This window comes from Streptomyces sp. NPDC053079 (assembly GCF_044546695.1).
In the GTDB taxonomy this organism is placed as follows: Bacteria; Actinomycetota; Actinomycetes; order Streptomycetales; family Streptomycetaceae; genus Streptomyces.
Window position 1 is genome coordinate 432,630 of record NZ_JBITZJ010000004.1, and the last position, 25,408, is coordinate 458,037.

A 25,408-nucleotide genomic window follows, 5' to 3' on the forward strand; every position below is an offset into this window, starting at 1 on the left:
CCGACGAGGCCGGGCCCCGTCAGCAGGGGCCGGCGGCGGGGAAGCTGCTCCGGGGGCCGTCGAGGGTGGCGTCCACGCGGGTCACCTGACCTTGCGTGAACATGAACATGGCCGCGTCGTCGACGTAGTCCATGTAATTCATGAACATGTCGCCGTTGGGGGCGTTGCCGCAGGAGACGTGCGGGAAATCGGGGCTGCCGAAATTGGGGCCGCCCTGGTTGGGGGTGTCGGCGACGAAGTCGCTGCCGCTGCAGCCGGTGCCGTCGTCGCCCCAGATGTGGAACAGATTGAGCCAGTGCCCCACCTCGTGGGTGGCGGTCCGCCCGAGGTCGAACGGCGCCGTCGCGGTGCCGGACGTGCCGAACGCCGAGTGCAGGATGACCACCCCGTCGGTGGCGGCCGGGCCGCCGGGGAACTGGGCGTACCCCAGCAGTGACTCGCCCAGCATGCAGACCCACACATTGAGATAGCGGTCCGCGGGCCAGGCGTCGTGGCCGCCCTGCTCGGTGGACTTCACCGAGTCGTCGGCGGGGAACTCCGTCACGTCCGTCCGCGTACGGGTGATGCCCGTGGTGGGCCGCCCGGCGGGGTCCACCGTGGCCAGGCGGAACTCCACCCGGGCGTCGGCCGCGAGCGGCCGCCATACCGCCGGCACCTGGGCGACGTCCGCGTTGCGTTTGCGGAAGTCGGCGTTGAGGACACTGATCTGACTGGCGATCTGCGCGTCGTCGATGTTCTGCTCGTCGGTGTGGAAGACGACGTGCACGACGACGGGAAGGCAGGTGATGCCGGTGCGTGCGGGCCGCTCCATCCCTCGTTCGTAGGCGAACGCCCTGTTCTCCACGGCCGCCCGGGCGGCGGCGTAGGCGGGGTTCTCACTGAGCAGCCGGCGGTGGACCGCCATGGTCGCGCAGAGTCTGCGGCCGGGCGGCCGGGATGCGGGGGGCTGGTTCTCGGGCATGCTGCGCCCTCCTCGAATCGCCGTGCGTACACGGCAGGGTGGGGAACGCGGGCCCGGTACGGATTACCGTAGACCCGCACAGCCCCGACATCTAGGGACATCGCAGAACCGGCAGTAAGTGCGCAGCGGCATTCCATATTTGGGTAAACCCGGGTAAACCTCGGTGAATCCGGGTGATTTCGGAGGTGCGTGAGGCATGAACGAGGCAGCCGGACCCACCGGCCCCCAGGAGCCGGCCCGCCCGCCCGGCGCCCTCTTCCGGCGCTGGGTGCACTCCCGCGAGGAGGACGGCGACGGCGTGACGGTCTACCGGCCCGGCGGCTACGCCTTTCCGCCCGCCCGCGGCCGGCGCGCGATGGAGTTCGCCGCGGACGGCACCTTCGTCGACCACCCCATCGGGCGGGGCGACGCCCCGGACTCGGTGCGCGGATCCTGGCACACCGAGGACGGCCGGCACCTCGCGCTCTCCTTCCCGGGCATCGGCCGGCCCGGCCGTGCGCTGGAGATCCTCGCCTGCGACCCCACGGTGCTCAGGCTGCGGGAGTGACGACCGGGGCCGGGGCCCCGGCGCCCGCGGTCAGCGCAGCGGCCAGGCCCCCTCGACCACGGCCCGCGGATCCCCCTGGCGGCGCAGCCACTGCTGATAGCCCGCGGCCCACTCGCCGTACCAGCGCACCTGGTCGCGGTGCAGCTCCCACAGCTCCGCCTCCGCTATGCGGGGGTGGCGCGCGGCTATCGCCCGGGCCACCCGCACCGCCGCCAGCGCGTCCGCGCCGGCCTCGTGCGCCTCGCCGAGGACCACGCCGTACTCCCGGCAGACCGCCTCCAGCGTCCGCCGGCCCTTGCGGTAGCGGTCGACGGCCCGGTCCATGGTGTACGGATCGACGACCGGGCCCACCGTCGCCGGCTCGCCCGTCTCCCTGGCCAGCCGCTCCCCCAGCGGGCGCAGCCCGTGCCGGCGCAGCTCCGCCTCCAGCAGGCTGAGGTCGAAGGAGGCGTTGTAGGCGACGACGGGCACGCCCAGCGCCCAGTGCCCGGCCAGCGCGGCGGCGATCTCCTCCACCACCTCGCGGGCGGGCCGGCCCTGCTCTGCGGCCCGTTCGCCCGTGATGCCGTGGATGGCGGCGGCCTCGGCCGGGATGGGGACGCCCGGGTCGGCCAGCCAGTGCAGACTGCGCACCGGCTCGCCGCCCTTGGTCTCCACGACCGCGGCCGTGACGATCCGGGCCTGTGCGGGATCGGTGCCGGTCGTCTCCAGGTCGAAGCCGATCAGCAGCTCCTCGTGCCACGCCATGGCGGTTCCCCCTTCGGTGGTGCTCCCCCGTCTGGTTCCCCAGCCTGCCACGCGCCACTGACAACGGGCCGCGGCCCGCCGCCTTCGGAGGCTGCGTCAGGAGTGCTTCAGGACACGGGCCGTGAGTCGGCCCACACGCCTTCGAACTCCTCGCGGTAGGTCTCGAAGAGCCCGCCGGTGTCGTCGGCGGGCCGGCCCTGGCGCAGCACGTCCCGGTTCCCGCCCCGCAGCACCAGCACGGGGGACTCCATGCCGCGCGCCTTGCGCAGGTAGGACTGCACCACGGCGAGCCCGTCCGAGCCGTCGCCGTTGACGAGGTAGGCGGTGAAGCGCGGGGTCTCGTCGAAGACGCGGATCTCGAAGGCGGCGGTGTCGCGGAGCCGGTCGCGCACGCGCCGCATGTGCATGATGTTCATCTCCACGGACCGGCTCATCTCGCCCTTCTTGATCCCCAGTTCCCGCTCGCGGCGGCGCACCGCGCTGCTGGCGGGGTTGAGGAAGAGCAGGCGGGCGCGGCAGCCGGTCTCCGCCAGGCGCACCAGGCGCCGCCCGGAGTAGTTCTGCACGAGCAGGTTGAGGCCTATGCCGACCGCGTCGAGGCGGCGGGCGCTGCCGAAGAGGTCCTCCACGGGCAGCTGGCGCTGCAGGCGCACCCGGTCGGGGTGGACGCCGACGACGTCGGCGTAGCGGTCGCCGACGAGGTCCTCGACGGCGTCGATGGGCAGCCGGTCGGCGGAGGGCGTGCCGGTGCCGCCGCCGAGGATGTCCAGCAGGCGGGCGGAGGCCCGTTCGGCCTGGGCGAGGACGGCCTGGGAGAGCGCGCGGTTGCGGGAGACGACGTTGCGGGCCACCTCCAGCTCGTCCAGTGCGAGTTCGAGTTCGCGCCGGTCGTCCAGGTACGGCTCGAAGCAGGGCCAGTGCTGGACGAGCAGCTCGCGCAGCTGCGGCAGGGTGAGGAAGCTGAGGACGTTGTCGTCGGCCGGGTCCAGGAGGTAGCCCTTGCGGCGGCTGACCTCGCGGACGGCGACGGCGCGCTGCACCCACTCCTGGCCGGCGGGCCCGGCGGCGGCGACGACCCACTCCTCCTCGCCGTGCACCGGCTCGTAGACCGGGCGCAGCACGGCGGCGACGACGACCCGCAGCCGTTGTTCGACCAGGTTCAGCCAGATGTAGGCCCGGCCCGCGCGGCGGGCGCGGGTGCGCACCTCGCCCCAGGCGCCGGCGTCCCAGTCCAGTTCCGCCCCGATCTCCCTCGGGCGGGTCAGGGACACCACGCCCGGTGGTGTGTCGGTCGAGCCGTCACCCTCGGGACCTCCGTCCCCAGGGGGCAGCTCCAGCCCGCCCGAGCTCACCAGTGCACCGCCTTCCGCCCCCGTCCAACGATCAAGGCAGACTACTGTGCGGGCGGGAGGCGGTGCACGCGCCCGCTCGGCCCCTTCCGGCCAACTGGGCCGTCCGACGTGGCTGTTGTTCCGGGGCCCTCCGGCGGGAGTGAGCTGATTCATAGCCAGAAGGGTGGCGCTCACCCGGTTGGCGGAGCCGGGGAGGGCCGGTGGCGGCTTCCCGCTGGGGTTTTGGGGAAGATCTGCGGAAAGGGGCGCCCGGGGTGGAAGACTTGCGCTCATGCAGGTCTGGCCGGGACAGGCGTACCCACTCGGCGCCACGTACGACGGCGCCGGGACCAACTTCGCGGTCTTTTCCGAGGCCGCCGAGCGGATCGAGTTGTGCCTGCTGCACGAGGACGGCTCGGAGACCGCCGTGGAGCTGCGCGAGAGCGACGCGTTCGTGCGCCATGCCTATCTGCCCGGCATCATGCCGGGCCAGCGCTACGGCTTCAGGGCGCACGGGCCCTACGAGCCGGAGCGGGGGCAGCGCTGCAACTCCGCCAAGCTGCTGCTGGACCCCTATGCGAAGGCGGTCAGCGGTGGGATCGGCTGGGGCGAGGAGGTCTACGGCTATCACTTCGGCAGGCCGGAGAAGCGCAATGACATGGACTCCGCGCCGCACATGATGACTTCCGTGGTGGTCAATCCCTACTTCGACTGGGGGGACGACCGGCCGCCGCGCACGGACTACCACCGTACGGTCATCTACGAGGCCCATGTGAAGGGCCTGACGATGCTGCACCCGGCGCTGCCGGAGGAGGTGCGCGGCACGTACGCGGCGCTGGCGCACCCGGCGGTGATCGAGCACCTGACGGAGCTGGGGGTCACGGCGATCGAGCTGATGCCGGTGCATCAGTTCGTGCACGACCACCGGCTGGTGGACGCGGGGCTGGCGAACTACTGGGGCTACAACACGATCGGCTTCTTCGCCCCGCACAACGCCTACGCCTCGTGGGGCGACCGGGGGCAGCAGGTGCTGGAGTTCAAGTCGGCGGTGCGGGCCCTGCACGCGGCGGGCATCGAGGTGATTCTGGATGTGGTCTACAACCACACGGCCGAGGGCAATCACCTGGGTCCCACGCTCTCGTTCCGGGGGCTGGACAACGCCTCGTACTACCGGCTGGCGGACGATCCGCGCTACTACATGGACACCACCGGTACGGGCAATTCGCTGCTCATGCGCAGCCCGCACGTGCTGCAGCTCATCATGGACTCGCTGCGGTACTGGGTGACCGAGATGCGGGTGGACGGGTTCCGGTTCGATCTGGCGGCGACGCTGGCCCGGCAGTTCCACGAGGTGGACCGGCTCTCGTCCTTCTTCGACCTGGTGCAGCAGGATCCGGTGGTCAGCCAGGTGAAGCTGATCGCCGAGCCGTGGGACGTGGGCGAGGGCGGCTATCAGGTCGGCAACTTCCCGCCCCTGTGGGCGGAGTGGAATGGAAAATTCCGCGACACGTCCCGGGACCTGTGGCGCGGGGAACCGGCCACGCTCGCGGAGTTCGCCTCCCGCCTGACCGGCTCCTCCGACCTCTACCAGGGCGACGGCAGGCGCCCGCTGGCCTCCATCAACTTCGTCACCTGCCACGACGGCTTCACCCTGCACGACCTGGTCTCCTACAACGACAAGCACAACGAGGCCAACGGGGAGAACAACCAGGACGGCGAGAGCCACAACCGCTCCTGGAACTGCGGGGCCGAGGGCGGCAGCGACGACCCGGCCGTGCTCGAGATGCGCGAGCGGCAGATGCGCAACTTCATCGCCACCCTGCTGGTGTCCCAGGGCGTGCCCATGCTCAGCCACGGCGACGAGTTCGCGCGCACCCAGAACGGCAACAACAACGCCTACTGCCAGGACAGCGAGCTGTCCTGGGTGCACTGGCCGCACCCGGACGACGCCCGCGCCGACCTCGCGCGCCGGATGCTGCACTTCACCCGCTCCCTGGTCTGGCTCCGCCGCGACCACCCCGTCTTCCGGCGCCGCCGCTTCTTCCACGGCCGGCCGGTGCAGGGCACCCACGACGACCTCTCCGACATCGCCTGGTTCACCCCCGAGGGCGAGGAGATGCGCGAGGGCGACTGGCAGGCCGCCCACGCCCGGTCGCTGACGGTCTTCCTCAACGGCGGCGCGATCTCCGAGCCGGGCCCGCGCGGCGAGCCGGTCATCGACGACTCGTTCCTGCTGATGTTCAACGCGCACGACCGGCCCCTCGACTTCGTCGTGCCCATGAACCACGGCAGGCAGTGGCAGGTCGTCGTCGACACGGCCCGCCCCGACGGCGCGGCCGACGACGGCCCCAAGGTGCGGGCCGGCGCCCGGCTCACGCTCGCCGACCGCAGCCTCGCGGTGCTGCAGCGGCCCGCCTGACCGCCGGATCCGGAGCGGGAGCCGGAGCGGGGCTGCAGCATCGGGCCGAGTTGTGGGTACGTATGTTCCCGTGACGCGCGACAGCTGCACCCCGCCGACCGCCACCTACCGGCTCCAGCTCCAGCCCGCCTTCCCCTTCGCCGCGGCCGGGCGGGCCGTGCCCCACCTCGCCTCCCTCGGCGTGTCCCACCTGCACCTCTCCCCCGTCCTGGAGGCCGTACCGGGCTCCACGCACGGCTACGACGTCGTCGACCACACCGCCGTCCGCGCCGAACTGGGCGGCGAGGAGGGCCTGCGGGCGCTCGCCCGCACCGCTCACGACCACGGCCTGGGCCTCGTCCTCGACATCGTCCCCAACCACATGGCCGTGCCCGCACCCGAGCACCTCAACGGGCCGCTGTGGGAAGTCCTGCGGGACGGCCCGGCCTCCCGCTACGCGCGCTGGTTCGACATCGACTGGGCCGAGCACGGCGGCAGGATCCTGCTGCCGGTGCTGGCCGGCCCGCTCGGGGCGGAACTGCACCGCTTCACCGTCGCCGACGGCGTCCTGCGCTACCACGACCACGCCTTCCCGCTGCGGCCCGGCACCGAGCGGCTGCCGACGGCCGAGCTGCTGGACGCCCAGTGGTACCGGCCCGCGTGGTGGCGACTGGCCCGCACCGAGCTGAACTACCGGCGCTTCTTCACCGTCTCCGAACTGATCGCGGTGCGTGTGGAGGACCCCGAGGTCTTCGCCGCCACGCACGCCAAAGTGCTCCAGCTGCTGCGCGAGGGCGTCCTCGACGGGCTGCGCGTCGACCACCCCGACGGCCTCGCCGACCCGGCCGGCTACCTGCGGCGGCTGGAGGAGGCCGCCGACGGGCGCTGGACGGTCGTGGAGAAGATCCTCAGCGGCGACGAACGGCTGCCCGCCGGCTGGCCCGTCGCCGGCACCACCGGCTACGACGCCCTGCGCCACCTCGACGGCCTCTTCACCGACCCCGAGGGCGCCGCCGAACTGACGGCCGCCTACCGCTCCTTCACCGGCGCCGCCCCCGACCGGGGCGGCGACTGGCCCGCGACCGTGCGCCGCGCCGCCTACCGGGTCGTCACCCACGAACTGGCGGCGGAGGTCGCCCGGCTCGTACGCACCGCCGGCCGGCTGTGCGAGGCCTCCCACCGGCTGCGCGACCACGCCCCCTGGGCGCTGCGCACCGCACTGTGCGAGATCCTCGTCCGGCTGCCCGTCTACCGCCCGTACGCCGTGCCCGGCCGTCCCCCCACGCCGGGGGACACCGCGCTGCTGGACGAGGCCGCTCAGGGGGCCCGCGGCGCCTTCACCGTCCCCCAGGAGGCGCAAGCCGTCGAGTTCGTCCGGGACGCGGCCCTCGGGCGGCTCGGGGACGGGCCGGACCAGCGGGACTTCTGCGCCCGGTTCGCACAGACCGCCTCCGCGCTGCGCGCCAAGTCCGTCGAGGACACCGCCTTCTACCGCTACGCGCCCCTGCTCTCGGCCACCGAGGTCGGCGGCACCCCGGACCGGCCGGCGCTCACGCCCGCCGAGTTCCACGCCTACTGCGCCCGCCTGCAGCGCGACTGGCCCGCCGGCGGCACCGTGCTCTCCACCCACGACACCAAGCGCAGCGCGGACGCCCGGGCGCGCGTCGCCGCGCTGAGCGAGTACCCGCAGGAGTGGGCGGACCTGATGGACCGGCTGTGGCCGCAGGCCGCCGCGCCCGACCCGCACGTGGCGTGGGCGGCCTGGCAGAGCGCCTTCGGCCTCGGCGCCCCCGACGCGCGGCGGCTCGCCCCGGCGGTCCTCAAGAGCGTGCGCGAGGCGGCGCTGCTCACGACGTGGACCGAGCCGGACGCCGCGTACGAGGCGGCGGTCGAGGCCTTCGTCGCCGCCGGCCCCTGCGGGCCCGCCCACGAGGAGCTCACCGCCCTCGCGGACGAGGCGGCGCCGACCGTACGGGCCAATGTGCTCGGCGCGACGTTGCTGCACCTGACGATGCCGGGCGTGCCCGATCTGTACATGGGGACGGAGGGTACGTACCGCGCGCTGGTCGACCCGGACAACCGGCGTCCGCCGCAGTTGCCCCCTCAGGAGGCCGAAGGCCTGTCCGGCGAGAAGTTGCGGCTCACGCGTGCCGCGCTGCGCCTGCGGCGGGAGCATCCGGAGTGGTTCCGTGCGCCCTCGGGCTCCTACGAGCCGCTGGCCGCGCTCGGGCCGGCGGCGGAGCACTGTGTGGCGTTCGCCCGGGCCGGCGAGGTCGTCGCGGCCGCGACGCGGTTGCCCCGGCGGCTGGGCGCGGCGGGAGGGTGGCGGGAGACGGTGCTCGCGCTGCCGGGGGGTGGGGAGTGGCGGGAGTTGCTTTCGGGTGGGACGTGGGAGGGGCGGGTGCCTCTGCGGGAGCTGCTGGGTGCGGGTCCGGTGGCACTGCTGGTACGTGCTTGTCCTCAATCGCCGGACGGGCTGAAATTCAGCCCGTCCGGCGTGTGAGGAGCGGGGTCCGGGGCGGAGCCGCAGAAGATCCCACCGCACCGGTCCACGAACGTGGCCGCCGCGCCCGTCAGTTCCACGCGGGAGAACGCCGTCTGTTCGCGCCGCCACGGTGGATCGACGGGCACCTCCACCGCGCCCGTCGTCGTGCGGGCGACGTGGACCGGGGCCGCCACGATCCCCGCGCCGGCGGCCGCCATCCGTACCGCCGTCGACGCGTGCCGCGTCTCCACCGCCGTCACCGGCGTGAATCCGTGGGGTTCGCACAGCCAGTCCAGCCACCGGCGGCCCTCGATGACGGGCTCGAGCGCGCACCGCACCCAGGCCCGGCCGGCGAGCTCCGACATCCGCACCGGCTCGGTGCGGCACGCCAGAGGGTCGTCGGCGGAGGTGACCAGCACGATCTCCTCCCGGCCGAGGGAGACCACCGGCCCGGGCCAGCCCTCCGGCCGGGGCCCGAGGGCGACGTCGGCGACCCCGCGCTCCATCTGCTCGCGCAGCTCCTCGCTGGTGGTGTACTCGTGCAGGTGCAGGCGGACGCCGGGGAACTCCCGCTGCCAGCGGGCGAACACCGGCGGCAGGGCACCCAGCGCCAGCGCGTGCAGCGTCGCGATGTGCAGCTCGCCGCCCTCGGCCCCGGCGGCGGCCCGCGCCGCGCGGCGGGCCTGGCCGGCGCTGCGGACGGCGAGTTCGGCGTGCGGCAGGAAGGCACGGCCCATCGGGGTGAGCCCGACGCCGCGGGTGAGCCGCTCCAGCAGGGTGCCGCCGACGGCGCGCTCCAGGGCCTTGATCTGGTGCGAGAGCGCGGACTGGGTGACGTTCAGGCTCCTGGCCGCCCGGCTGAAGGACTGCTCCTCGACGACCGCGACCAGGTACTCCATCTGCCGCAGGCTCACGGCCCCTCCCCCTCGCCCCGAACCCATGAAGGGCCTTCATCGATTCGATCGAAACATTGCGTTGGACTCATCATCCCCGGCAGGCGGAGGGTGAAGGCATGCATGAGACAGATGTCATCGTCATCGGCGGCGGGACCGGCGGTTACAGCACCGCGCTGCGCGCCGCCGCCCTCGGCCTGGAGGTCGTCCTCGCGGAGCGCGATCTGGTGGGCGGCACGTGCCTGCACCGCGGCTGCATACCGAGCAAGGCCATGCTGCACGCGGCCGAGCTGGTGGACGGCATCGCGGAGGCCCGCGAGCGGTGGGGCGTGAAGGCGACCCTCGACTCCATCGACTGGGGCGCCCTGACCGCGACCCGTGACGACATCGTCTCCCGCAACCACCGCGGGGTGGAGGGCCATCTCTCCCACGCGGGGGTGCGGGTGGTGCGCGGTTCCGCCGCGCTGACGGACGCCCGGAGCGTGCGCGTCGAGTCCGGCGCCGAGGCGGGCACGCGGTGGCGGGCCCGGCGCGGCATCGTCCTGGCCACCGGCTCGCGGCCGCGCACGCTGCCGGGCCTGGAACCGGACGGCGACCGGGTCGTCACCAGCGACGACGCGCTGTTCGCGCCCGGCCTGCCGGGTGCGGTGCTGGTGCTGGGCGGCGGGGCGATCGGCGTCGAGTACGCGTCGCTGCACCGCTCCATGGGCGCCGAGGTGACCCTGGTGGAGGCCGCCGAGCGGCTGCTGCCCCTGGAGGACGCCGACGTCAGCCGCCATCTGACGCGGGGTCTGAAGAAGCGCGGCATCGACGTCCGGACCGGTGCGCGGCTGGAAGGAGCGCGCACGGCGGCGGACGGCGTACGGGCCGTCGTGCGCACCGCGCGCGGGGAGCTGCGCGAACTGCGCGCGGACCGGCTGCTGGTGGCCGTGGGCCGGGTGCCGGTCACCGACGGTCTGGGGCTGGAGGCGGCGGGGCTCGCGACGGACGCGCGCGGCTTCGTCGTCCCCGCCGACTGGTCACGGCTGGAGACGGCCGTGCCGGGCGTTCACGTGGTCGGCGACCTGCTGCCGCCGCCCTCGCCGGGGCTGGCCCACGCCTCGTTCGCCGAGGGGCTGCTGGTCGCCGAGACCCTGGCGGGGCTCGCGCCCGGGCCCGTCGACTACGCCGCCGTGCCCCGCGTCACCTACTCCAGCCCGCAGACCGCCTCCGTCGGGCTGTCGGAGGCCGAGGCACGCGAGCGGGGCCACGCGGTCCGGGTCAACTCGATGCCGCTCACAGCCGTCGCCAAGGGCATGGTGCACGGGCAGGGCGGCGTGGTGAAGGTGGTCGCCGAAGAAGGCGGCCGGGTACTGGGCGTGCACCTGGTGGGCCCGCACGTGTCGGAGATGATCGCGGAGAGCCAGCTGACCGTCGGCTGGGACGCCGAGGCGGCGGACGTGGCGCGGCACATCCATCCGCACCCCACCCTCTCGGAAGCGGTCGGCGAGGTCATGCTGTCGCTGGCCGGGCGCGGCCTGCACCAGCAGTGAACGGGCGGCGCACCGCCGTCTCCGGTGCGCCGTAAAAGCGTTCGACGCGGGCAGTGCGGTGGCCTACGGTTCCGGAGCCATCCATCACAAGGAGCTCTATGACCGAGTTGGTCGTCCGCGCACTGACCGAGCACGACACCGCACTCTTCACTTCCCTGCCCGATCCCGGCCTCGTCGGCCGCGCCGCCTTCGGCCACACCTACACGCCCGTTCACGAGGGCGGCGAGTACCGCCCCGACTGGACCTGGGTGGCGCTGCGCGACGGCAGGGTCGTCGCCCGCGCCGCCTGGTGGGGCGCGCCCGACGACGCCTCGCCCAAGGCCCTCGACTGGTTCGACTTCGCCGAGGGCGAGGAGGAGGCCGCCGCCCACCTGCTGCGGACGGCGCCGTTCCGGGCGGAGTTCAGCCTGCTGGTGCCGCCCGGGTGGCGGGAGCTGCCCGAGGTGCGGGCCGCCGGCGAGGCCCGGCTCGCGGCGGCGGCCGCCGGCGGGCTCAAGCCTCTGGTCGAGCGGTACCGCTACGAGTGGACGCCCGAGTGCGGTCTGCCCGAGCGTCCGGGACGGCTGGTGTTCCGGCCGGAGCCCGACGACGCGGTCGTACGGGACGTCGTACGCCGCACGATGGACGGCACGCTGGACGAGCACGACCGCAGGAACATCGCCGAGAGGGGCCTGGACGCGGCGCTCGACGACGCCATGGACTTCCTCGGCTGGCTGCCCTCGCCCCGCGAGTGGTGGAAGCTGGCCTTCACTCCCGACGGCGAGCCGGTCGGCATCCAGGTGCCCGCCCGCAACCCCAGCGGCCCGTGCGTCGGCTACATCGGCGTGCTCCCCGGGCAGCGCGGCCACGGCTACGCCTACGACCTGCTCGTGGAGTGCACCCACGACCTGGTGGCCCAGGGCGCCGCCCGGATCACGGCCGCGACCGACCAGGGCAACCACCCGATGGCGGCCACGTTCGCGAGGGCGGGCTACCCCGTCGGCCAGGAACGCATCGACCTCGTGCCGTAACCGCCGCGCCGCGGGGGAGACTCCTCTCGTCGAGAGGAGCCGACCGTGCTGTTCGAGGTGTGGGCGCCGAAGGCCGGGCGGGCCGTGCTGTGGGCGGACGCGAGGACGTACGACATGGCGGCCGACCCCGCCCGCCCCGGATGGTGGCGGTGCGAGGCGCCGGCGGCCGACGGCACCCGCTACGGCTTCGCGCTGGACGGCGGGCCCGTCCTGCCCGATCCCCGTGCGCGCCGCCTGCCGGACGGCCCCGAAGCACCGGGCGCCGTCGTCGACTTCTCCCGCTTCGCCTGGCGGCACGACTGGCCGGGCCGGGGGCTTCGGGGGGCGGTCCTCTACGAGCTGCACATCGGCACGTACACCCGCGAGGGCACCTTCGACGCCGCCGCCGAACGGCTCGGTCATCTGGCGGACCTGGGCGTCACGCACGTGGAGCTGATGCCCGTCTGCCCGTTCCCGGGCCGGCACGGCTGGGGATACGACGGCGTGGCGCCCTGGGCCGTGCACGAGCCCTACGGCGGCCCGGACGGGCTGCGGCGCTTCGTGGACGCGGCCCACGGGCTGGGGCTGGGCGTGGTGCTCGACGTGGTGCACAACCACCTCGGCCCGTCGGGCAACCACCTGCCCGCCTACGGGCCGTACTTCACCGACACCCACCACACGCCCTGGGGCGCCGCCGTCAACCTCGACGCCCCCGGATCGGCCGAGGTACGCGCGTATCTGACGGGCAGTGCGCTGGCCTGGCTGCGGGACTACCGCCTCGACGGGCTGCGGCTGGACGCGGTGCACGCGCTGGCCGACACCGGGCCCAAGCACTTCCTCGCGGAACTGTCGGGCGCGGTCGACGCCCTGGCGGGGCGACTGGGGCGGCCCCTGTTCCTCATCGCCGAGTCCGATCTGAACGACCCCGCCACCACCACCCCCCGCCAGGCCGGGGGCCTGGGCCTGCACGCCCAGTGGAACGACGACTTCCATCACGCCCTGCACACCGCGCTGACCGGCGAGTCGGCCGGGTACTACGCCGACTTCGCCGCCGACCCGGCGGGCGCCCTGGGCAAGACGCTACGGTCCGGCTTCTTCCACGACGGCACGCACTCCTCGTTCCGCGGCCGCCGCCACGGGCACCCCCTCGATCCCCGCACCACGCCCGCGTACCGGCTCCTGGGCTACGCCCAGACCCACGACCAGGTCGGCAACCGCGCCCTGGGCGACCGGCTGTCCTCGCACCTGTCCCCCGGGCTGCTGGCGTGCGCGGCGGCGCTCGTGCTGTGCGCGCCCTTCACACCGATGCTGTTCATGGGCGAGGAGTGGGGCGCCCGCACGCCCTGGCAGTACTTCACCGACCACACCGATCCGGGCCTGGCCGAGGCCGTACGGGCCGGGCGGCGCCGGGAGTTCGCGGCGCACGGCTGGCCGGCCTCCGAGATCCCCGACCCCCAGGACCCGGCGACGCGCGAGCGCTCCTGCCTGGACTGGAGCGAGCGCGAGCGCGCCCCGCACCGCGCGCTGCTCGACTGGCACCGGCGGCTGATCGCCCTGCGGCACGCCGAGCCGGCACTGACGGACCCGCGGTGGGCCTACGAGGCGCTGGCGGTGACCGACGCGGGCACGGTCTCCTTCCGGCGCGGCCCGCTGCTCGTCGCCGTCAACCTCGGTGCGGAGCCGGCGGCCGTCCCGGTCGGCTCCGGTCCGGCCTGCGAGGAGGTCCTGGCCGCCTGGCGGCGGGTGGACCTCCCGGGTGCGGACGGGGTACTGACGGTTCCGGCGGAGTCGGCCGCCGTGCTGCGGTGCGGCGCGCCCTGGGCCGACCGCCGCGCGGCTCAGTCCGCGTCCGGCTCCAGGCGCAGCGAGATGGAGTTGATGCAGTAGCGCTGGTCGGTGGGGGTGGGGTAGCCCTCGCCCTCGAAGACGTGGCCCAGGTGCGAGCCGCAGCGGGCGCAGCGGACCTCGGTGCGGACCATGCCGTGGGAACGGTCCTCGATCAGCTCGACGGCGGAGCTGTCCTTGGGGTCGAAGAAGCTCGGCCAGCCGCAGTGGCTCTCGAACTTCTCGGTCGACCGGAACAGCTCCGCGCCGCAGCCGCGGCAGGCGTAGACGCCGGCCGTCCTGGTGTCGGTGTACTCACCGCGGAAGGCGGGTTCGGTGCCGGCCCGGCGCAGTACCTGGTACTCCGCCGGGGTCAGCTCCGCGCGCCACTGCTCGTCCGTCTTCTCGACCTCGTACGCCATGTCGCGCGTTCCTTCCGTTTTCTGCCGGTGTCAGCTCTCCAGGCGGGCCAGGATGCGCGGACCGAGGTCCGTCACATCGCCGGCGCCCATGGTCAGAACGAGATCGCCGGGGCGGGCCATTCCCGCGACGACGTCCGGGATGGCGGCCATGTCGTGCTCGGGCCGCACCTCGGCGCCGGCGGTCCGCGCGGCGTCGATGATCAGGGCGCTGGTGATGCCGGGGATCGGGTCCTCGCGGGCCGGGTAGATGTCCAGGACCACGGAGGCGTCGGCCAGGGTGAGGGCCTGGCCCATCTCGGTGCCCAGCTCCTGGGTGCGGCTGAAGAGGTGCGGCTGGAAGACGACGAGGATGCGCGAGCCGGCGTCGACCGCGCCGCGGATGGCCTCCAGGTCGGCGGTCATCTCGGTGGGGTGGTGGGCGTAGGAGTCGATGACCTGCACGCCCTTCGCCTCGCCCTTGAGCTGGAGGCGGCGCTTGACGCCGGTGTACTTGCCGAGCGCCGAGGCGAGGTTGTGCACGGGGATGCCGAGCGCGACGCCCGCGGCGAGGGCCGCGACGGCGTTGTGCGCGTAGTGGCTGCCGGGCACGGAGACGGTGAAGGTCAGCATCTTGCCGCCGAGCAGGACGGTGACTTCGCTGGTCAGGCCGCGCGGGTTGACCTTGAGGACGCGGACGTCGGCGTCCTCGGCGGTGCCGTAGGTGACGACCTCGATGTCGTAGCGGCCCGAGATGCGCTCGGTCAGCTCGCGGGCGCCCGCCTGGTCGGCGGAGACGACGAGCGTGCCGCCGGGGCGGATCCGGCCGACGAAGGTGTCGAAGGACTCGTAGATCTCGTCCATCGACGCGTAGTTCGCGTGGTGGTCCAGCTCCACGTTGAGGATGATCGCGACCTCGGGCGCGTACTTGTGGAAGCTGCGGTCGCTCTCGTCCGCCTCGGCGACGAAGATCTCGCCGCCGCCGTGGTGGGCGTTGGAGCCGGGGCCGGCGAGGTCGCCGCCGATGGCGTACGACGGGTCGAGGCCGAGGGCGTCGAGGGAGACGGCGAGCATGGACGTCGTGGTCGTCTTGCCGTGCGTGCCGGCCACCGCGATCGGGCGCAGGCCGTCCATCAGGCGGGCGAGCGCGTCCGAGCGGTGGACGACGGGGATGCCGCGCTCGGCGGCGGCGGCCAGCTCGGGGTTGTCGGCGCGGATGGCGCTGGAGACGACGACGCAGGTGGCGTCCTCGGCGAGGTGGCCGGCCGCGTGCCCGATGTGGACGGTGGCGCCGAGCTCGCGCAGGGCGCCGGCGGTCGCGGACTCCTTCGCGTCGCTGCCGGCGACGGCCGCGCCGCGCTGCGCGAGGATCTTCGCGATGCCCGACATTCCGGCGCCGCCGATGCCGATGAAGTGCGGTCGGTCCATCGTCGTGGGGACGGCCGGTGCCATATGCGGTGCTCCCTGAGGGGTCGAAACGAAAATCTGCGCAGAGCGTCGATTCTTACACCCCTGCCGACCGCCCCGTCACGTTGGGCGGATCAGCCCCGCCGTCAGGCCCGCCGCGACGGCCGCGGTGCGGCTGTCGACGCCGAGCTTGGCGTAGACGTGTACGAGGTGGGTCTTGACGGTGGCCTCGCTGATGAACAGGCGGCGGGAGATCTGCCGGTTGGCCAGCCCCTCGGCCAGCAGCCCCAGGATCTCCGTCTCGCGCGGCGAGAGAGCGGGCCGGCCGCCGGAGCGGACGCGGCCCAGGAGGCGGGCGGCGACGGGCGGGGCCAGGACGGTCTCGCCGCGGGCGGCGGCGTGGACGGCGGCGGCGACCTCCTCGGGCGGGGCGTCCTTGAGGAGGTAGCCGGTGGCTCCGGCCTCCACGGCGGCGAGGATGTCGGCGTCGGTGCTGTAGGTGGTGAGGATGAGCACGGCAGGGGGGTCGGGCAGGGCGGTGATGCGCCGGGTCGCCTCGACGCCGTGCATGCCGGCGCCCATCTGGAGGTCCATGAGGACGACGTCGGGCCGGACCCCGGCGTCGAGCAGCCGCAGCGCCTCGGCGCCGTCGCCGGCCTCGCCGGCCGCCTCCACGTCGGGCAGCTCGTCGACCATGGCGCGCAGCCCGCGCCGTACGACGGGGTGGTCGTCGACCAGCAGGACCGTGATGACGTCGCTCATGCCGTGGCCGCCTTCGGCTCGCCGGTGCGTACGGCGGCGGGCAGGGGGACCGCGGCGGCGATCGCCGTGCCCTCGCCGGGGGCCGATTCGACGGTGAGGGTGCCGCCGAGCTCGGCGATGCGCTCGCGCATGCCGTGCAGGCCGAAGGTGCGGCGCCCGTCGGCCGGCCCGTCCCCGGGGGTGAAGCCGACGCCGTCGTCGTAGACGTCGAGGGTGACCTGCCCGTCGAGGTAGACGAGGGTCACGGCCGCGCGGTCCGCCCGCGCGTGCCGGGCGACGTTGGCCAGCGCCTCCTGGGTCAGGCGCAGCAGGGCGACCTCGGTCTCCACGGGGAGCGGGCAGGGCTCGCCGTCGAGGCGGAAGACGGCCCCGGGGACGGTGCGGGCGGTGACCCGGCGCAGGGCCTCGGGCAGTGGCGCGTCCTCCAGGGCGGGCGGGGTGAGGGCCTGGACGAAGCGGCGGGCCTCGGCGAGGTTGTCCGACGCGGTCCGGCCGATCTCGCGCACCCGCTCCGGGACCGTCCCGGGGTCGGCGGTGCCGGCGGCCCGGGCGAGCAGCACGATGCTGGACAGGCCCTGGGCGAGGGTGTCGTGGATCTCCCGTGCGAGGCGCTGCCGCTCGGCGAGCCGGCCCGCCTCGCGCTGGGCGGCGGCGAGCTCGTCGCGGGTGCGCACCAGGTCGTCGATGAGCCGCTGCCGGCGGCGGCTCTCCTTGGACAGCGCGGCGTACCCGTACCCGGTCAGGATCGCCACCGCGGCCCCGGCCACCGGCCCGATCACCTTGGCGACGGTGAGCCCGCCCGGCGCACCGGCCTGCGCGGCGACGACCGCCGCGGTGGCCGCGGCGATGGCGGGGTGCGCCCAGCGCACGGGCATGGCGTGCAGGAAGAGGAAGAAGAGCGGGAAGGCGACGTAGCTGAAGCCGTGGTCCATGGCCAGCAGCACCAGCCACAAGGCGGTCACGACACCGAGCCGCACCCCGGCCCACCGCCCGGGCCGGACGATGCCGGCCCCATGGACGACGCCGAGCAGAGCGGCGACCACGAGCACGGCCACCGGGCCACCGCCGAGGAGGGTGGGCCCGAGCGCGACGAGGAGCAGCGCGTAGAACGCCCCGTGCAACGCGAGCCGCACCAGCCGCAGCGAGGGCACGTCGAATCCGGCCCCTACATCGGCGAGCGAAGCCCCGCCGGGGGCGGGGGCAGGGGCGTACGGCGGCGCGACCGCAGCGGGCCCGCCCGCCGCCGCACGGCGGCCGGCCGCGGCGACGGAGCCGAGCGGATCGCCGCCGTCCTCGCCCGCGCGCGGGCCGGCGACCGCGTCGCCGCCGCTGCGCGGGGCACCGTCACGCGGGCGCGTCACGAGTGCCGCGGCGGGCTCAGAACCCACCCCCGCCGCCGGCCGGCCAAGGCGCAGCCGTGCGAAACGGCCGCGCGCACGCGCGGCAGTGGGGGCGGAGGGGCTCGTTCGGGTCATCTCGTCGAGCGTACGGGCCCTCGGTCGGGGGGACGGGCGCGCGGGGCATCAACCGTTCGATTGATTTACGGGTGGACCGGACGGACGGGGGCGGGACCGGTCCTTGCCCCGATGGCAGGGCGGGCCGGGCGCGGAAGGCTGGCGGGGTCCTGATCGGGTCCGGGAGGTCTTCGTTGTTCGTCGCGTTGCGTGACATCCGCTTCGCCCGAGGGCGGTTCGCCCTCATGGGCACCGTCGTCGCGCTCATCACCATGCTCGTGGTCTTCCTCTACGGCCTGACCGACGGTCTGGCCCGGGAGGCCACGTCGGCCGTCGCGGGGCTGCCCGTGGACCGGATCGTGTTCGGGGCGCCCGAGGGCGGCGAGCCGCGGGTGTCGTTCTCCGACAGCGTCGTGGACGAGCGGCAGGGCGCCGCCTGGCGCACGGCGCCGGGGGTGCGGTCCGCGGAGCCGCTGGGGGTGGCGATGACCCGGCTGACCGCGGGCGGCTCGGCCTCGGCCGTGAGCGTGTTCGGCGGCTCCGCGCGGCTGCGGCCCGCGCCGCGCGAGGGCGGGGCGCCGCAGGACGGCCAGGTGGCGGTGGGCGAACGCCTCGCCCGCGAGAGCCGGCTGCGGGTCGGCGACCGGGTCACGCTCGGCACGCGCGAGCTGACCGTCTCCGGCATCACCGCCGACCGGAGCCACTCCCACACCCCCACCGTCTGGACGACGCTCGCCACCTGGGCGGAGGTGAGCCGCCAACAGCCCACCGCGCTCGCCGTGACCGGCGGGGGCGGCCCGTCGGGAGCCGTGGCGCGCTCGACGAAGGCCGTCGGGCTCGGCGAGGCGCTGGACGGCGTCGACGGCTACACCGCCGAGCACGGCACGCTCCGGCTCGTGCAGGGGTTCCTGTTCGTGGTGAGCGCGCTGGTGGTGGGGGCCTTCTTCACGGTGTGGACGGTGCAGCGGCGCCCCGACGTCGCGGTGCTGAAGGCGGTGGGCGCGAGCGGCGGCTATCTGGTCCGCGACGCCCTCGGGCAGGCCTCCGTCGTCCTGGTCACCGGCGCCGCCCTCGGCGCGGCCGCCGGCGCGGCGGGCGGGGCGCTGGCCTCCGCCGCCGTGCCGTTCGAGCTGGGCGCGGCCACCGTGGCCGTACCCGTGGCGGCGATGGTGCTGCTGGGCCTGGCCGGCTCCGCGCTCGCCGTGCGCCGCATCACCTCCGTCGACCCGCTGACCGCGCTGGGAGCGTCCCGATGACCGCCTCGAAGACCCCCGGCACCGACCGGTCCCCGGCCCCTGCGGCCGTTCTGTCGCTGGAGGCGGTCGAACTCACCTATCCGGATGGCGACCGCAGGCTCACCGCCCTCGACGAGGTGTCGCTGTCCGTGGCGGCCGGCGAGCTGGTGGCGGTCGTGGGGCCGTCCGGGTCGGGGAAGTCGAGCCTGCTGGCGGTGGCGGCGACGCTGCTGCGCCCGGACGCGGGGCGCGTGGTGGTGGCGGGCGAGGACACCTCGCGGCTGAGCGCCCGCGGCCGTGCGGCGCTGCGCCGCGAACGGATCGGCATCGTCTTCCAGCAGCCGAACCTGCTGCCGTCGCTGACGGCCGAGGAGCAGCTGCTGGCGGTGGAGCACCTGCGGGGCGGCAGGACGGGGCGCGCCGCGCGGGCGCGCGCGGCGGGGCTGCTGGAGTCGGTCGGGCTGGACGGGGCGAAGCGGCGCCGGCACCCGCACCGGCTCTCGGGCGGCGAGCGGCAGCGGGTGAACATCGCCCGCGCGCTGTGGGGCGGTCCGTCGGTGCTGCTGGTGGACGAGCCGACGTCCGCGCTGGACCACGAGCGCGGCGAGCGGGTCGTGGAGCTGCTGGCCGAGGTCACCCGGCGGCACGGCACGGCGACGGTGCTGGTGACGCACGACCGGGGCCTGCTCGGCCGGGCGGACCGGGTGCTGGTGATGGGTGACGGCCGGCTGGGCGCCGGCCCGCCTCACTCCTCGTCGCCCTCGTCCTCGTCGTTGTGGGCGTAGAGCTTCAGGACGGGCACGCCGACCTTGTGGCGGGCGCGCGAGGCCCAGTCGCGGTGGAAGAACTCCTCGACCAGGTGCGGGGCGGTCAGCACGATCACCTCGTCGGCGTGGGTCTGCTCGACCACGGACCGCAGCAGGTCCAGCGGGTGGTTGTCGATGATCTGGCCGACGGCCTCGCAGCCGGCCGCCCGCAGGCTCTGCAGGGAGTGCTCCAGGGCGAGGGCGGCGGGCCGCAGGGCCTCCTCGCCCTCGGGCTCGTCGGCCTCGTGGACGGCCTGTTCCAGCTCGCCCAGGGCCACGTCGTCGATCGCGCGCAGCAGCCGGTCCTCGTCCCCGCGGGGCCGCATGAGGACCACGAAGGACATGTCGTCGTCGTGAAGGGTCGTGACGAAGTCGACATCCGCGGCGGACAGCGGCTGCTCGATCATCAATACGCTCGTGAACACGGTGAGGGCCCTTCTCCTACGTGGGCCGGCCGGGCCCAACAGAAACCATCCTGCGCGTGCTCCCCATGAGCCCGCCTGTTTTGATCCTGTGCCCTCGGGGGAGCGTCTGACTCAATTCTGCCCACCGGAAGCGAACCGGAACGGCAAATTCCGCCGATTGTCAGATCCTTCGGTAGCGGGTGAAGAGAAACCCGCCGTCCTCCAGCACCCCGTCGAGAGCGAACCGTTCCGGCACCGCCAGCGGCGGCCCCGCCATGATCCGGGGCGCCGTGCCGGTGGCGACCACCGGCGCCAGCGACAGGCACATCTCGTCCAGCACCCGCGCCGAGGCGAACTGCCCCAGCAGCCGCGGCCCGCCCTCCGTGAGCAGCCGCGTCAGCCCCCGCTCCGCCAGCACCCCGGGCACCCGGGCGGCCTCCACGCCCCGCCCCTCCCCCGCCACGACCACCTCGGCGCCCGCCGCACGGGCCGCGGCCACCCGGTCCGCCGGCGCGTCCGCGCCCGTCAGCACGAGGGTCGGCACGAGCGGCGAGGTGAACAGAGGGAGCGAGAAGTCCAGGTCGAGCCCCGCGCTCACCATCGCCATGACGGGCGCGGGCCCCTGGCCGAGCGCCGCGCGCCGCGCCGCGAAGGCCTCACGGGCCTTCGCCGGCCGGTAGCCCTCCTGCCGTACGGTCTCGGCCCCCACCACCACCGCGTCGGCGAGCCCCCGCAGCGTGCCGAAGATCCGCATGTCGGCGGCGGAGGACAGCGGCTGCGAGCGCCCCTCGTGATGGGCCGCGCCGTCGAGCGAGGAGACCATGTTGGCCCGCAGCCACGGCCGCGCGCCGCCCGCGGCCTCCGGGGCCGCGTCCGGGTAGGCGTAGAGGTCGGCGAGCTCGTCCAGCCCCCATTCGCGGTCTTCGAGGTCGGAGGGGTGCAGCGGAGAGGGGAACAGGCGTCGCATAGGCGGCAGTGTGACATGGCTCGCCCCGCGCGGGACGGCCTCCTCCCGCTTCCGCGACTACGCTGGAGCGCTGTGTCGTCCTCCACCGCATCACCGTCCACCGCAGCCGCCGGCTCCGCCGCCCCCGGTCCCATAGCCGGGCAGGGCACGGCCGTGCAGCAGCCCCTCGCGCTCACCTCGCGCGCCCCGCACGTACCGGCCGACCGCCTGGTCGCCGAGATGGTGCCCCCGCCGCGGTTCGGCTCGGTGCGGTTCGACAACTACATCCCCGACCCGAACCAGCCCAGCCAGGCCCAGGCCGTCGAGGTCCTGAGCGGCTTCGCCGCCGGCCTCGGCGACGCCGGCGCGAGCGGCGCCGGCCGCAAGCGCTGGTTCCGGCGCGAGAGCAAGCCGGCCACCCCCGCCGGCCCGCGCGGCGTCTACCTCGACGGCGGCTACGGCGTCGGCAAGACCCACCTGCTGGCCTCCCTCTGGCACGCCACCGCGGCCCCGCCCGAGCGGAAGGCCTTCGGCACGTTCGTCGAGCTGACCAACCTCGTCGGCGCGCTGGGCTTCCAGCAGACCGTGCAGACGCTCAGCGGCCACGCCCTGCTGTGCATCGACGAATTCGAACTCGACGACCCGGGCGACACCGTCCTGGTCTCCACCCTGCTGGGCAAGCTCGTCGACGCCGGCGTGGCCCTGGCCGCCACCTCCAACACGCTGCCCGGCAAGCTCGGCGAGGGCCGGTTCGCCGCCGCCGACTTCCTGCGGGAGATCCAGGGCCTGTCCGCCCACTTCCGCCCGCTGCGCATCGACGGCGAGGACTACCGCCACCGCGGCCTGCCGCAGGCCCCGGCCCCGTACGACGACGAGACCGTCGAGCGCGTGGCGCACCGCACCGACGGCGCCTCGCTCGATGCCTTCCCCGCCCTCCTGGAGCACCTGTCCAAGGTCCACCCGAGCCGCTACGGCGCCATGTGCGACGGCGTCCAGGCCGTGTGCCTGAGGGGCGTCGAACCGGTGCCGGACCAGTCGACGGCGCTGCGCCTGGTGGTCCTCGCCGACCGCCTGTACGACCGCGAGGTGCCGGTGCTGGCGTCCGGGCGGCCCTTCGACGAGCTGTTCAGCGAGGAGATGCTGAACGGCGGCTACCGCAAGAAGTACTTCCGGGCCATCTCGCGCCTGACCGCGCTGGCGCGCGACGCGAAGGGGCTCGTCGACGCGTAGCGTTTCCAGCCCGTCCGGCGTTTGAGGACCGGGGGTCCGGGGGCGGAGCACCCGGTTTCGGGAAGGGGCGGGGCTGGGGAAAGAATCGGCTCGTGCCCCGACCCTCACGCACCGCCCTCGCCGCGGCGACCCTCCTCGGCTGCGCCCTGACCGCCTGCGGCGGCCACAGCACCGCCAAGCCGGCCCCCACCACAGCAGCCCCCGCCCCCGCCACGAACGCCCCGGCACCCGCATCGGCCGCCCCCACCCTCCCGCCCGGCCCCGGCGGCGCCGCCCCCGTCTTCTCGCACGGCAGCCGTGACGGCGGCAAGCGGGTCGCCCTCACCTTCGACGCCGACATGACGGCGGATCAGGGCCCGCGCGCGGCACGCGGGGATCACTTCGACAACCCGGCGCTGATCGAGACCCTGCGCCGGCTGAAGGTGCCCGCGACGGTCTTCATGACCGGCAGGTGGGCCGAGCAGTACCCGGACCAGGCCCGGTCCATCGGCACGGACCCGCTCTTCGAGATCGCCAACCACTCCTACAGCCACCACGCCTTCACCACGCCCTGCTACGGCCTGCCGACCGTCGCCCGCGGCACGGCCCGCGCCGACGTGGACCGCGCCTTCGCCGCCTTCCGGCGCGCCGGCGCCGAGCACGTGGTGCCGTACTTCCGCTTCCCCGGCGGCTGCCACGACGCGGCGGCGCTGCGGGAGATCGGCCCGGCGAAGGTGACGGCCGTGCAGTGGGACGTCATAAGCGGCGACGCCTTCGCCAAGCAGGCCGCTCCCGTGGCCGCGCAGGTGATCTCCCAGGTCAGGCCCGGCTCGGTCGTGGTGATGCACTGCACGCGCAGCGCGGCGCCCACCACCGAGGAGGCGGTGCGGCGCATCGTGCCGGAGCTGCGGGCCAAGGGGTACGCATTCGTGCGGGTCTCCGATCTCATCGGTGCCGCCGGCCGCCGGGCCCCGTAGGGCCCGCGCGTCGGTGCGGCTGGCAGACTGGGGCCGTGACCAGCACTGACACTTCCCCGGACCCCCGCGACGAGGCCCCGCAGTTCGTCCTGCCGCTCGTGGTGCGGATCGAGAAGACGGCACCCCCCGCCCGGACGGACGCGCTGCAGACGGCGGCCCGCGCGGTGCTGGCGCTGCTGTCCGACGAGCGGGCGACCGAGGAGGACGGCGCCTGGGCGCAGGCCGTGCGGGACTGGCAGGACGCCAGGATCCGCAAGGTCGTGCGCAGGGCGCGCGGTGCGGAGTGGCGCAAGGCGTCGGCGCTGCCGGGCATCACGGTGACCGGCGAGAGCGCGGAGGTGCGGGTCTTCCCGCCCGTGCCGCTGGACGGCTGGCCCAAGGAGCTGGTCAAGCTGCAGGTGTCGGGCACGGACCTGGACGACCCCGCGCCGCCGGCCGCGCCGGACGGCGCCGGTGCGGTGCTGTGGCTGAACCCGGACCTGGAGATGTCGGCGGGCAAGGCCATGGCGCAGGCCGGGCACGGGGCGCAGCTGGCGTGGTGGGGCCTGGACGGGGCGGCGCGGGCGGCCTGGCGCGCGGCCGGCTTCCCGCTGGCGGTGCGGACCGCGGACCCCGGGTGGTGGGCGGAGCTGACGACGAGCGGGCTACCGGTGGTACGGGATGCCGGGTTCACGGAGATCGCCCCCGGCTCGTGCACGGTGGTCGCGGACCACCCTTTGCTACGGATCTGTCATACAAGCCTGTGATACTGGCGCCTGAACATGTGTACTGGCGCCAGGGAGTACGAAGTTGTCGAAGAAGCCTCTGTACAGTGCGACGAAGTCTCTGTACGGCGCGACGGCTCTGGCCTCCGTGTGCGTGGCGGTGGCGCTCGTGGCCGGGCTGACGCGCGGGGATTCCGGCGGGGACGACCGTAAGAAGGAGGCCGGATCGGCCTCCTCGCCCTCGGGGAACGGGGACGGGAGCGGGAACGACGACGGCAAGAAGCCGGAAGAGAAGTGGGACGGGAAGGTCCACGTCCTCGGGGACGGCTCGACGTCGTACACCGGTCCGCAGCCGAAGGTGGCCAAGCCGGAGAAGCTGAAGCCGGGCGAGAAGCCGCCGCAGTTCGTCGTCTTCTCCTGGGACGGCGCGCTGGAGAACGACGACAAGCTCTTCTCCCACTTCCGCCAGGTCGCCCGGGCGAGCAACGCGCAGATGACGTACTTCCTGACGGGCATCTATCTGCTGCCGAAGTCGGACCGGCAGAAGTACGAGCCGCCCCGGCACAAGCCGGGCGAGGCGGCCATCGACTTCACCTCCGACGCGCACATCAAGGACACCCTGGAGCAGCTGCGCGGCGCGTGGCTGGAGGGCAACGAGATAGGCACGCATTTCAACGGCCACTTCTGCGGCAAGGGCGGGGGCGGTGACTGGACCACGGACGAATGGAAGAAGGAGATAGACCAGGCCTATTCGTTCGTGCAGAACTGGAAGACCAATACCGGCTTCAAGGACGTCGCCCCGCTGCCCTTCGACTACAAGAAGGAGCTCGTGGGCGGCCGCGCCCCGTGCCTGGAGGGGCAGAAGACCCTGATACCGGCGGCGAAGTCCCTCGGCTGGCGCTACGACGCCAGTTCGCCCGGCGACTTCCAGCTGTGGCCGTCGAAGATCGACGGAGTCTGGAACTTCCCGCTGCAGCTGCTGCCGTATCCGAAGAGCGAGCGCCAGGTCCTGTCGATGGACTTCAACTTCCTCTTCAACCAGTCCGGCGACAACACCAATGGCGACCCCGCCAAGCGCCCGGAGTGGCTCAGGCTCACCAAGGAGGGCTACCTCAACGGCTTCGAGCGGGTCTACAACGGCAGCCGGGCCCCGCTGTTCATAGGCAACCACTTCGAGACCTGGAACGGCGGGATCTATATGAAGGCCATGGAGGAGGTCATGAAGGACGTCTGCCGCCGCGACGGGGTGCGGTGCGTGTCCTTCCGGCAGGTGGCCGACTGGCTGGACGCCCAGGACCCGAAGGTGCTGGCGAAGCTGCGGGGCCTGGACCCCGCGCAGGCGCCGGACTGGAAGACCTTCGTCAAGTAGCCCCCGGGCCCGCCCCCCTCTCGGGGGCGG

General features: G+C 74.1%; 22 protein-coding genes. 12 read left to right on the top strand and 10 right to left on the bottom strand.

Features of this window, described 5'->3' with window-relative positions; all coding sequences use genetic code 11:
* Positions 1-19 precede the first annotated feature (19 nt).
* The gene (locus ACIGXW_RS17780) at positions 20-961 is read right to left on the bottom strand and encodes a zinc metalloprotease (protein ID WP_399573846.1); all 942 of its coding nucleotides are present in this window, start codon (positions 959-961) and stop codon (positions 20-22) included.
* Positions 962-1,157: 196 nt separating this feature from the next.
* Between ACIGXW_RS17780 and ACIGXW_RS17785 the strand changes: the two genes are divergently transcribed.
* Positions 1,158-1,508, top strand: a complete 351-nt coding sequence (locus ACIGXW_RS17785) for a hypothetical protein (protein WP_399573847.1) — start codon at positions 1,158-1,160, stop codon at positions 1,506-1,508.
* Positions 1,509-1,538: 30 nt separating this feature from the next.
* Here ACIGXW_RS17785 and ACIGXW_RS17790 read toward each other — a convergent pair whose 3' ends face one another.
* A complete protein-coding gene (locus ACIGXW_RS17790) occupies positions 1,539-2,255 on the bottom strand; it encodes a 3'-5' exonuclease (protein ID WP_399573848.1) in 717 nt (238 codons plus the stop codon).
* A 107-nt stretch (positions 2,256-2,362) separates the two neighbouring features.
* Entirely contained in the window at positions 2,363-3,607 is a 1,245-nt protein-coding gene (locus tag ACIGXW_RS17795; RefSeq protein ID WP_071964142.1) for an SAV2148 family HEPN domain-containing protein, read from the bottom strand.
* Between the two features lie 271 nt (positions 3,608-3,878).
* Here ACIGXW_RS17795 and glgX point away from each other — a divergent pair, with 271 nt between their 5' ends.
* Both glgX and treY read left to right on the top strand, forming a co-directional pair.
* The gene (gene glgX, locus ACIGXW_RS17800; protein WP_399573849.1) at positions 3,879-6,005 is read left to right on the top strand and encodes a glycogen debranching protein GlgX; all 2,127 of its coding nucleotides are present in this window, start codon (positions 3,879-3,881) and stop codon (positions 6,003-6,005) included.
* A 70-nt stretch (positions 6,006-6,075) separates the two neighbouring features.
* A complete protein-coding gene (gene treY, locus ACIGXW_RS17805) occupies positions 6,076-8,487 on the top strand; it encodes a malto-oligosyltrehalose synthase (RefSeq protein ID WP_399573850.1) in 2,412 nt (803 codons plus the stop codon).
* On the opposite strand, the gene ACIGXW_RS17810 is transcribed toward treY, so the two are convergent.
* Positions 8,445-9,383 (bottom strand): LysR family transcriptional regulator, encoded by a 939-nt coding sequence (locus ACIGXW_RS17810; protein ID WP_399573851.1) that lies wholly within the window; start codon positions 9,381-9,383, stop codon positions 8,445-8,447. The two genes, treY and ACIGXW_RS17810, sit on opposite strands and share 43 nt — an antisense overlap.
* Positions 9,384-9,481: 98 nt before the next feature.
* Between ACIGXW_RS17810 and lpdA the strand changes: the two genes are divergently transcribed.
* The 3 genes from lpdA to treZ all read left to right on the top strand — a co-directional run bounded on the left by lpdA (position 9,482) and on the right by treZ (position 13,770).
* Positions 9,482-10,894, top strand: a complete 1,413-nt coding sequence (gene lpdA / locus ACIGXW_RS17815; protein ID WP_399573852.1) for a dihydrolipoyl dehydrogenase — start codon at positions 9,482-9,484, stop codon at positions 10,892-10,894.
* Between the two features lie 98 nt (positions 10,895-10,992).
* On the top strand, positions 10,993-11,904 hold the full coding sequence (locus ACIGXW_RS17820; RefSeq protein WP_399573853.1) for a GNAT family N-acetyltransferase: 912 nt from the start codon (positions 10,993-10,995) through the stop codon (positions 11,902-11,904).
* Between the two features lie 45 nt (positions 11,905-11,949).
* On the top strand, positions 11,950-13,770 hold the full coding sequence (gene treZ, locus ACIGXW_RS17825) for a malto-oligosyltrehalose trehalohydrolase (protein WP_399573854.1): 1,821 nt from the start codon (positions 11,950-11,952) through the stop codon (positions 13,768-13,770).
* Here the strand turns inward: treZ and msrB are convergent.
* The 4 genes from msrB to ACIGXW_RS17845 form a co-directional block, all read right to left on the bottom strand.
* Positions 13,722-14,129, bottom strand: coding sequence for a peptide-methionine (R)-S-oxide reductase MsrB (gene msrB, locus ACIGXW_RS17830; RefSeq protein ID WP_399573855.1), 408 nt, complete (start codon positions 14,127-14,129; stop codon positions 13,722-13,724). The two genes, treZ and msrB, sit on opposite strands and share 49 nt — an antisense overlap.
* 30 nt (positions 14,130-14,159) lie before the next feature.
* Complete coding sequence (murC, locus tag ACIGXW_RS17835; protein WP_399573856.1) at positions 14,160-15,557, bottom strand: UDP-N-acetylmuramate--L-alanine ligase; 1,398 nt, start codon at positions 15,555-15,557, stop codon at positions 14,160-14,162.
* Positions 15,558-15,632: 75 nt separating this feature from the next.
* Positions 15,633-16,274 (bottom strand): response regulator, encoded by a 642-nt coding sequence (locus tag ACIGXW_RS17840; protein ID WP_399573857.1) that lies wholly within the window; start codon positions 16,272-16,274, stop codon positions 15,633-15,635.
* A complete protein-coding gene (locus ACIGXW_RS17845; RefSeq protein ID WP_399573858.1) occupies positions 16,271-17,749 on the bottom strand; it encodes a sensor histidine kinase in 1,479 nt (492 codons plus the stop codon). Before ACIGXW_RS17845 ends, ACIGXW_RS17840 begins: the two co-directional genes overlap by 4 nt.
* Before the next feature lie 173 nt (positions 17,750-17,922).
* Here ACIGXW_RS17845 and ACIGXW_RS17850 point away from each other — a divergent pair, with 173 nt between their 5' ends.
* Together ACIGXW_RS17850 and ACIGXW_RS17855 are read left to right on the top strand one after the other, a co-directional pair.
* Entirely contained in the window at positions 17,923-18,984 is a 1,062-nt protein-coding gene (locus ACIGXW_RS17850) for an ABC transporter permease (protein ID WP_399573859.1), read from the top strand.
* Positions 18,981-19,748 (top strand): ABC transporter ATP-binding protein, encoded by a 768-nt coding sequence (locus ACIGXW_RS17855; protein ID WP_399573860.1) that lies wholly within the window; start codon positions 18,981-18,983, stop codon positions 19,746-19,748. The genes ACIGXW_RS17850 and ACIGXW_RS17855 overlap by 4 nt, the downstream gene beginning before the upstream one ends.
* Here the strand turns inward: ACIGXW_RS17855 and ACIGXW_RS17860 are convergent.
* Positions 19,709-20,194: an indole-3-glycerol phosphate synthase gene (locus ACIGXW_RS17860; RefSeq protein ID WP_071963453.1), complete on the bottom strand. Its 486-nt coding sequence runs from the start codon at positions 20,192-20,194 to the stop codon at positions 19,709-19,711. The genes ACIGXW_RS17855 and ACIGXW_RS17860 overlap by 40 nt on opposite strands.
* 160 nt (positions 20,195-20,354) lie before the next feature.
* The gene (locus ACIGXW_RS17865; protein WP_399573861.1) at positions 20,355-21,140 is read right to left on the bottom strand and encodes a pyrimidine reductase family protein; all 786 of its coding nucleotides are present in this window, start codon (positions 21,138-21,140) and stop codon (positions 20,355-20,357) included.
* A 132-nt stretch (positions 21,141-21,272) separates the two neighbouring features.
* On the opposite strand from ACIGXW_RS17865, the gene zapE reads away from it, so the two are divergent.
* The 4 genes from zapE to ACIGXW_RS17885 all read left to right on the top strand — a co-directional run bounded on the left by zapE (position 21,273) and on the right by ACIGXW_RS17885 (position 25,378).
* Positions 21,273-22,349 carry a cell division protein ZapE gene (gene zapE, locus ACIGXW_RS17870; protein ID WP_399574055.1) on the top strand — a complete coding sequence of 359 codons (1,077 nt, stop codon included), beginning with the start codon at positions 21,273-21,275 and terminating at the stop codon, positions 22,347-22,349.
* A gap of 92 nt (positions 22,350-22,441) precedes the next feature.
* On the top strand, positions 22,442-23,305 hold the full coding sequence (locus ACIGXW_RS17875) for a polysaccharide deacetylase family protein (RefSeq protein ID WP_399573863.1): 864 nt from the start codon (positions 22,442-22,444) through the stop codon (positions 23,303-23,305).
* Between the two features lie 35 nt (positions 23,306-23,340).
* Complete coding sequence (locus ACIGXW_RS17880) at positions 23,341-24,051, top strand: peptidyl-tRNA hydrolase (protein ID WP_399573864.1); 711 nt, start codon at positions 23,341-23,343, stop codon at positions 24,049-24,051.
* A 43-nt stretch (positions 24,052-24,094) separates the two neighbouring features.
* Positions 24,095-25,378, top strand: a complete 1,284-nt coding sequence (locus tag ACIGXW_RS17885; protein WP_360907058.1) for a hypothetical protein — start codon at positions 24,095-24,097, stop codon at positions 25,376-25,378.
* Positions 25,379-25,408 lie beyond the last annotated feature (30 nt).

Excerpts from the sequence above, each read along its gene's own strand:
- glgX (WP_399573849.1), top strand. The coding sequence starts at position 3,879 with ATGCAGGTCTGGCCGGGACAGGCGTACCCACTCGGCGCCACGTACGAC.
- msrB (WP_399573855.1), bottom strand. The coding sequence starts at position 14,129 with ATGGCGTACGAGGTCGAGAAGACGGACGAGCAGTGGCGCGCGGAGCTG.
- ACIGXW_RS17780 (WP_399573846.1), bottom strand. The coding sequence starts at position 961 with ATGCCCGAGAACCAGCCCCCCGCATCCCGGCCGCCCGGCCGCAGACTC.
- murC (WP_399573856.1), bottom strand. The coding sequence starts at position 15,557 with ATGGCACCGGCCGTCCCCACGACGATGGACCGACCGCACTTCATCGGC.
- ACIGXW_RS17845 (WP_399573858.1), bottom strand. The coding sequence starts at position 17,749 with ATGACCCGAACGAGCCCCTCCGCCCCCACTGCCGCGCGTGCGCGCGGC.
- ACIGXW_RS17865 (WP_399573861.1), bottom strand. The coding sequence starts at position 21,140 with ATGCGACGCCTGTTCCCCTCTCCGCTGCACCCCTCCGACCTCGAAGAC.
- lpdA (WP_399573852.1), top strand. The coding sequence starts at position 9,482 with ATGCATGAGACAGATGTCATCGTCATCGGCGGCGGGACCGGCGGTTAC.
- ACIGXW_RS17855 (WP_399573860.1), top strand. The coding sequence starts at position 18,981 with ATGACCGCCTCGAAGACCCCCGGCACCGACCGGTCCCCGGCCCCTGCG.
- ACIGXW_RS17820 (WP_399573853.1), top strand. The coding sequence starts at position 10,993 with ATGACCGAGTTGGTCGTCCGCGCACTGACCGAGCACGACACCGCACTC.
- ACIGXW_RS17785 (WP_399573847.1), top strand. The coding sequence starts at position 1,158 with ATGAACGAGGCAGCCGGACCCACCGGCCCCCAGGAGCCGGCCCGCCCG.
- ACIGXW_RS17790 (WP_399573848.1), bottom strand. The coding sequence starts at position 2,255 with ATGGCGTGGCACGAGGAGCTGCTGATCGGCTTCGACCTGGAGACGACC.
- ACIGXW_RS17840 (WP_399573857.1), bottom strand. The coding sequence starts at position 16,274 with ATGAGCGACGTCATCACGGTCCTGCTGGTCGACGACCACCCCGTCGTA.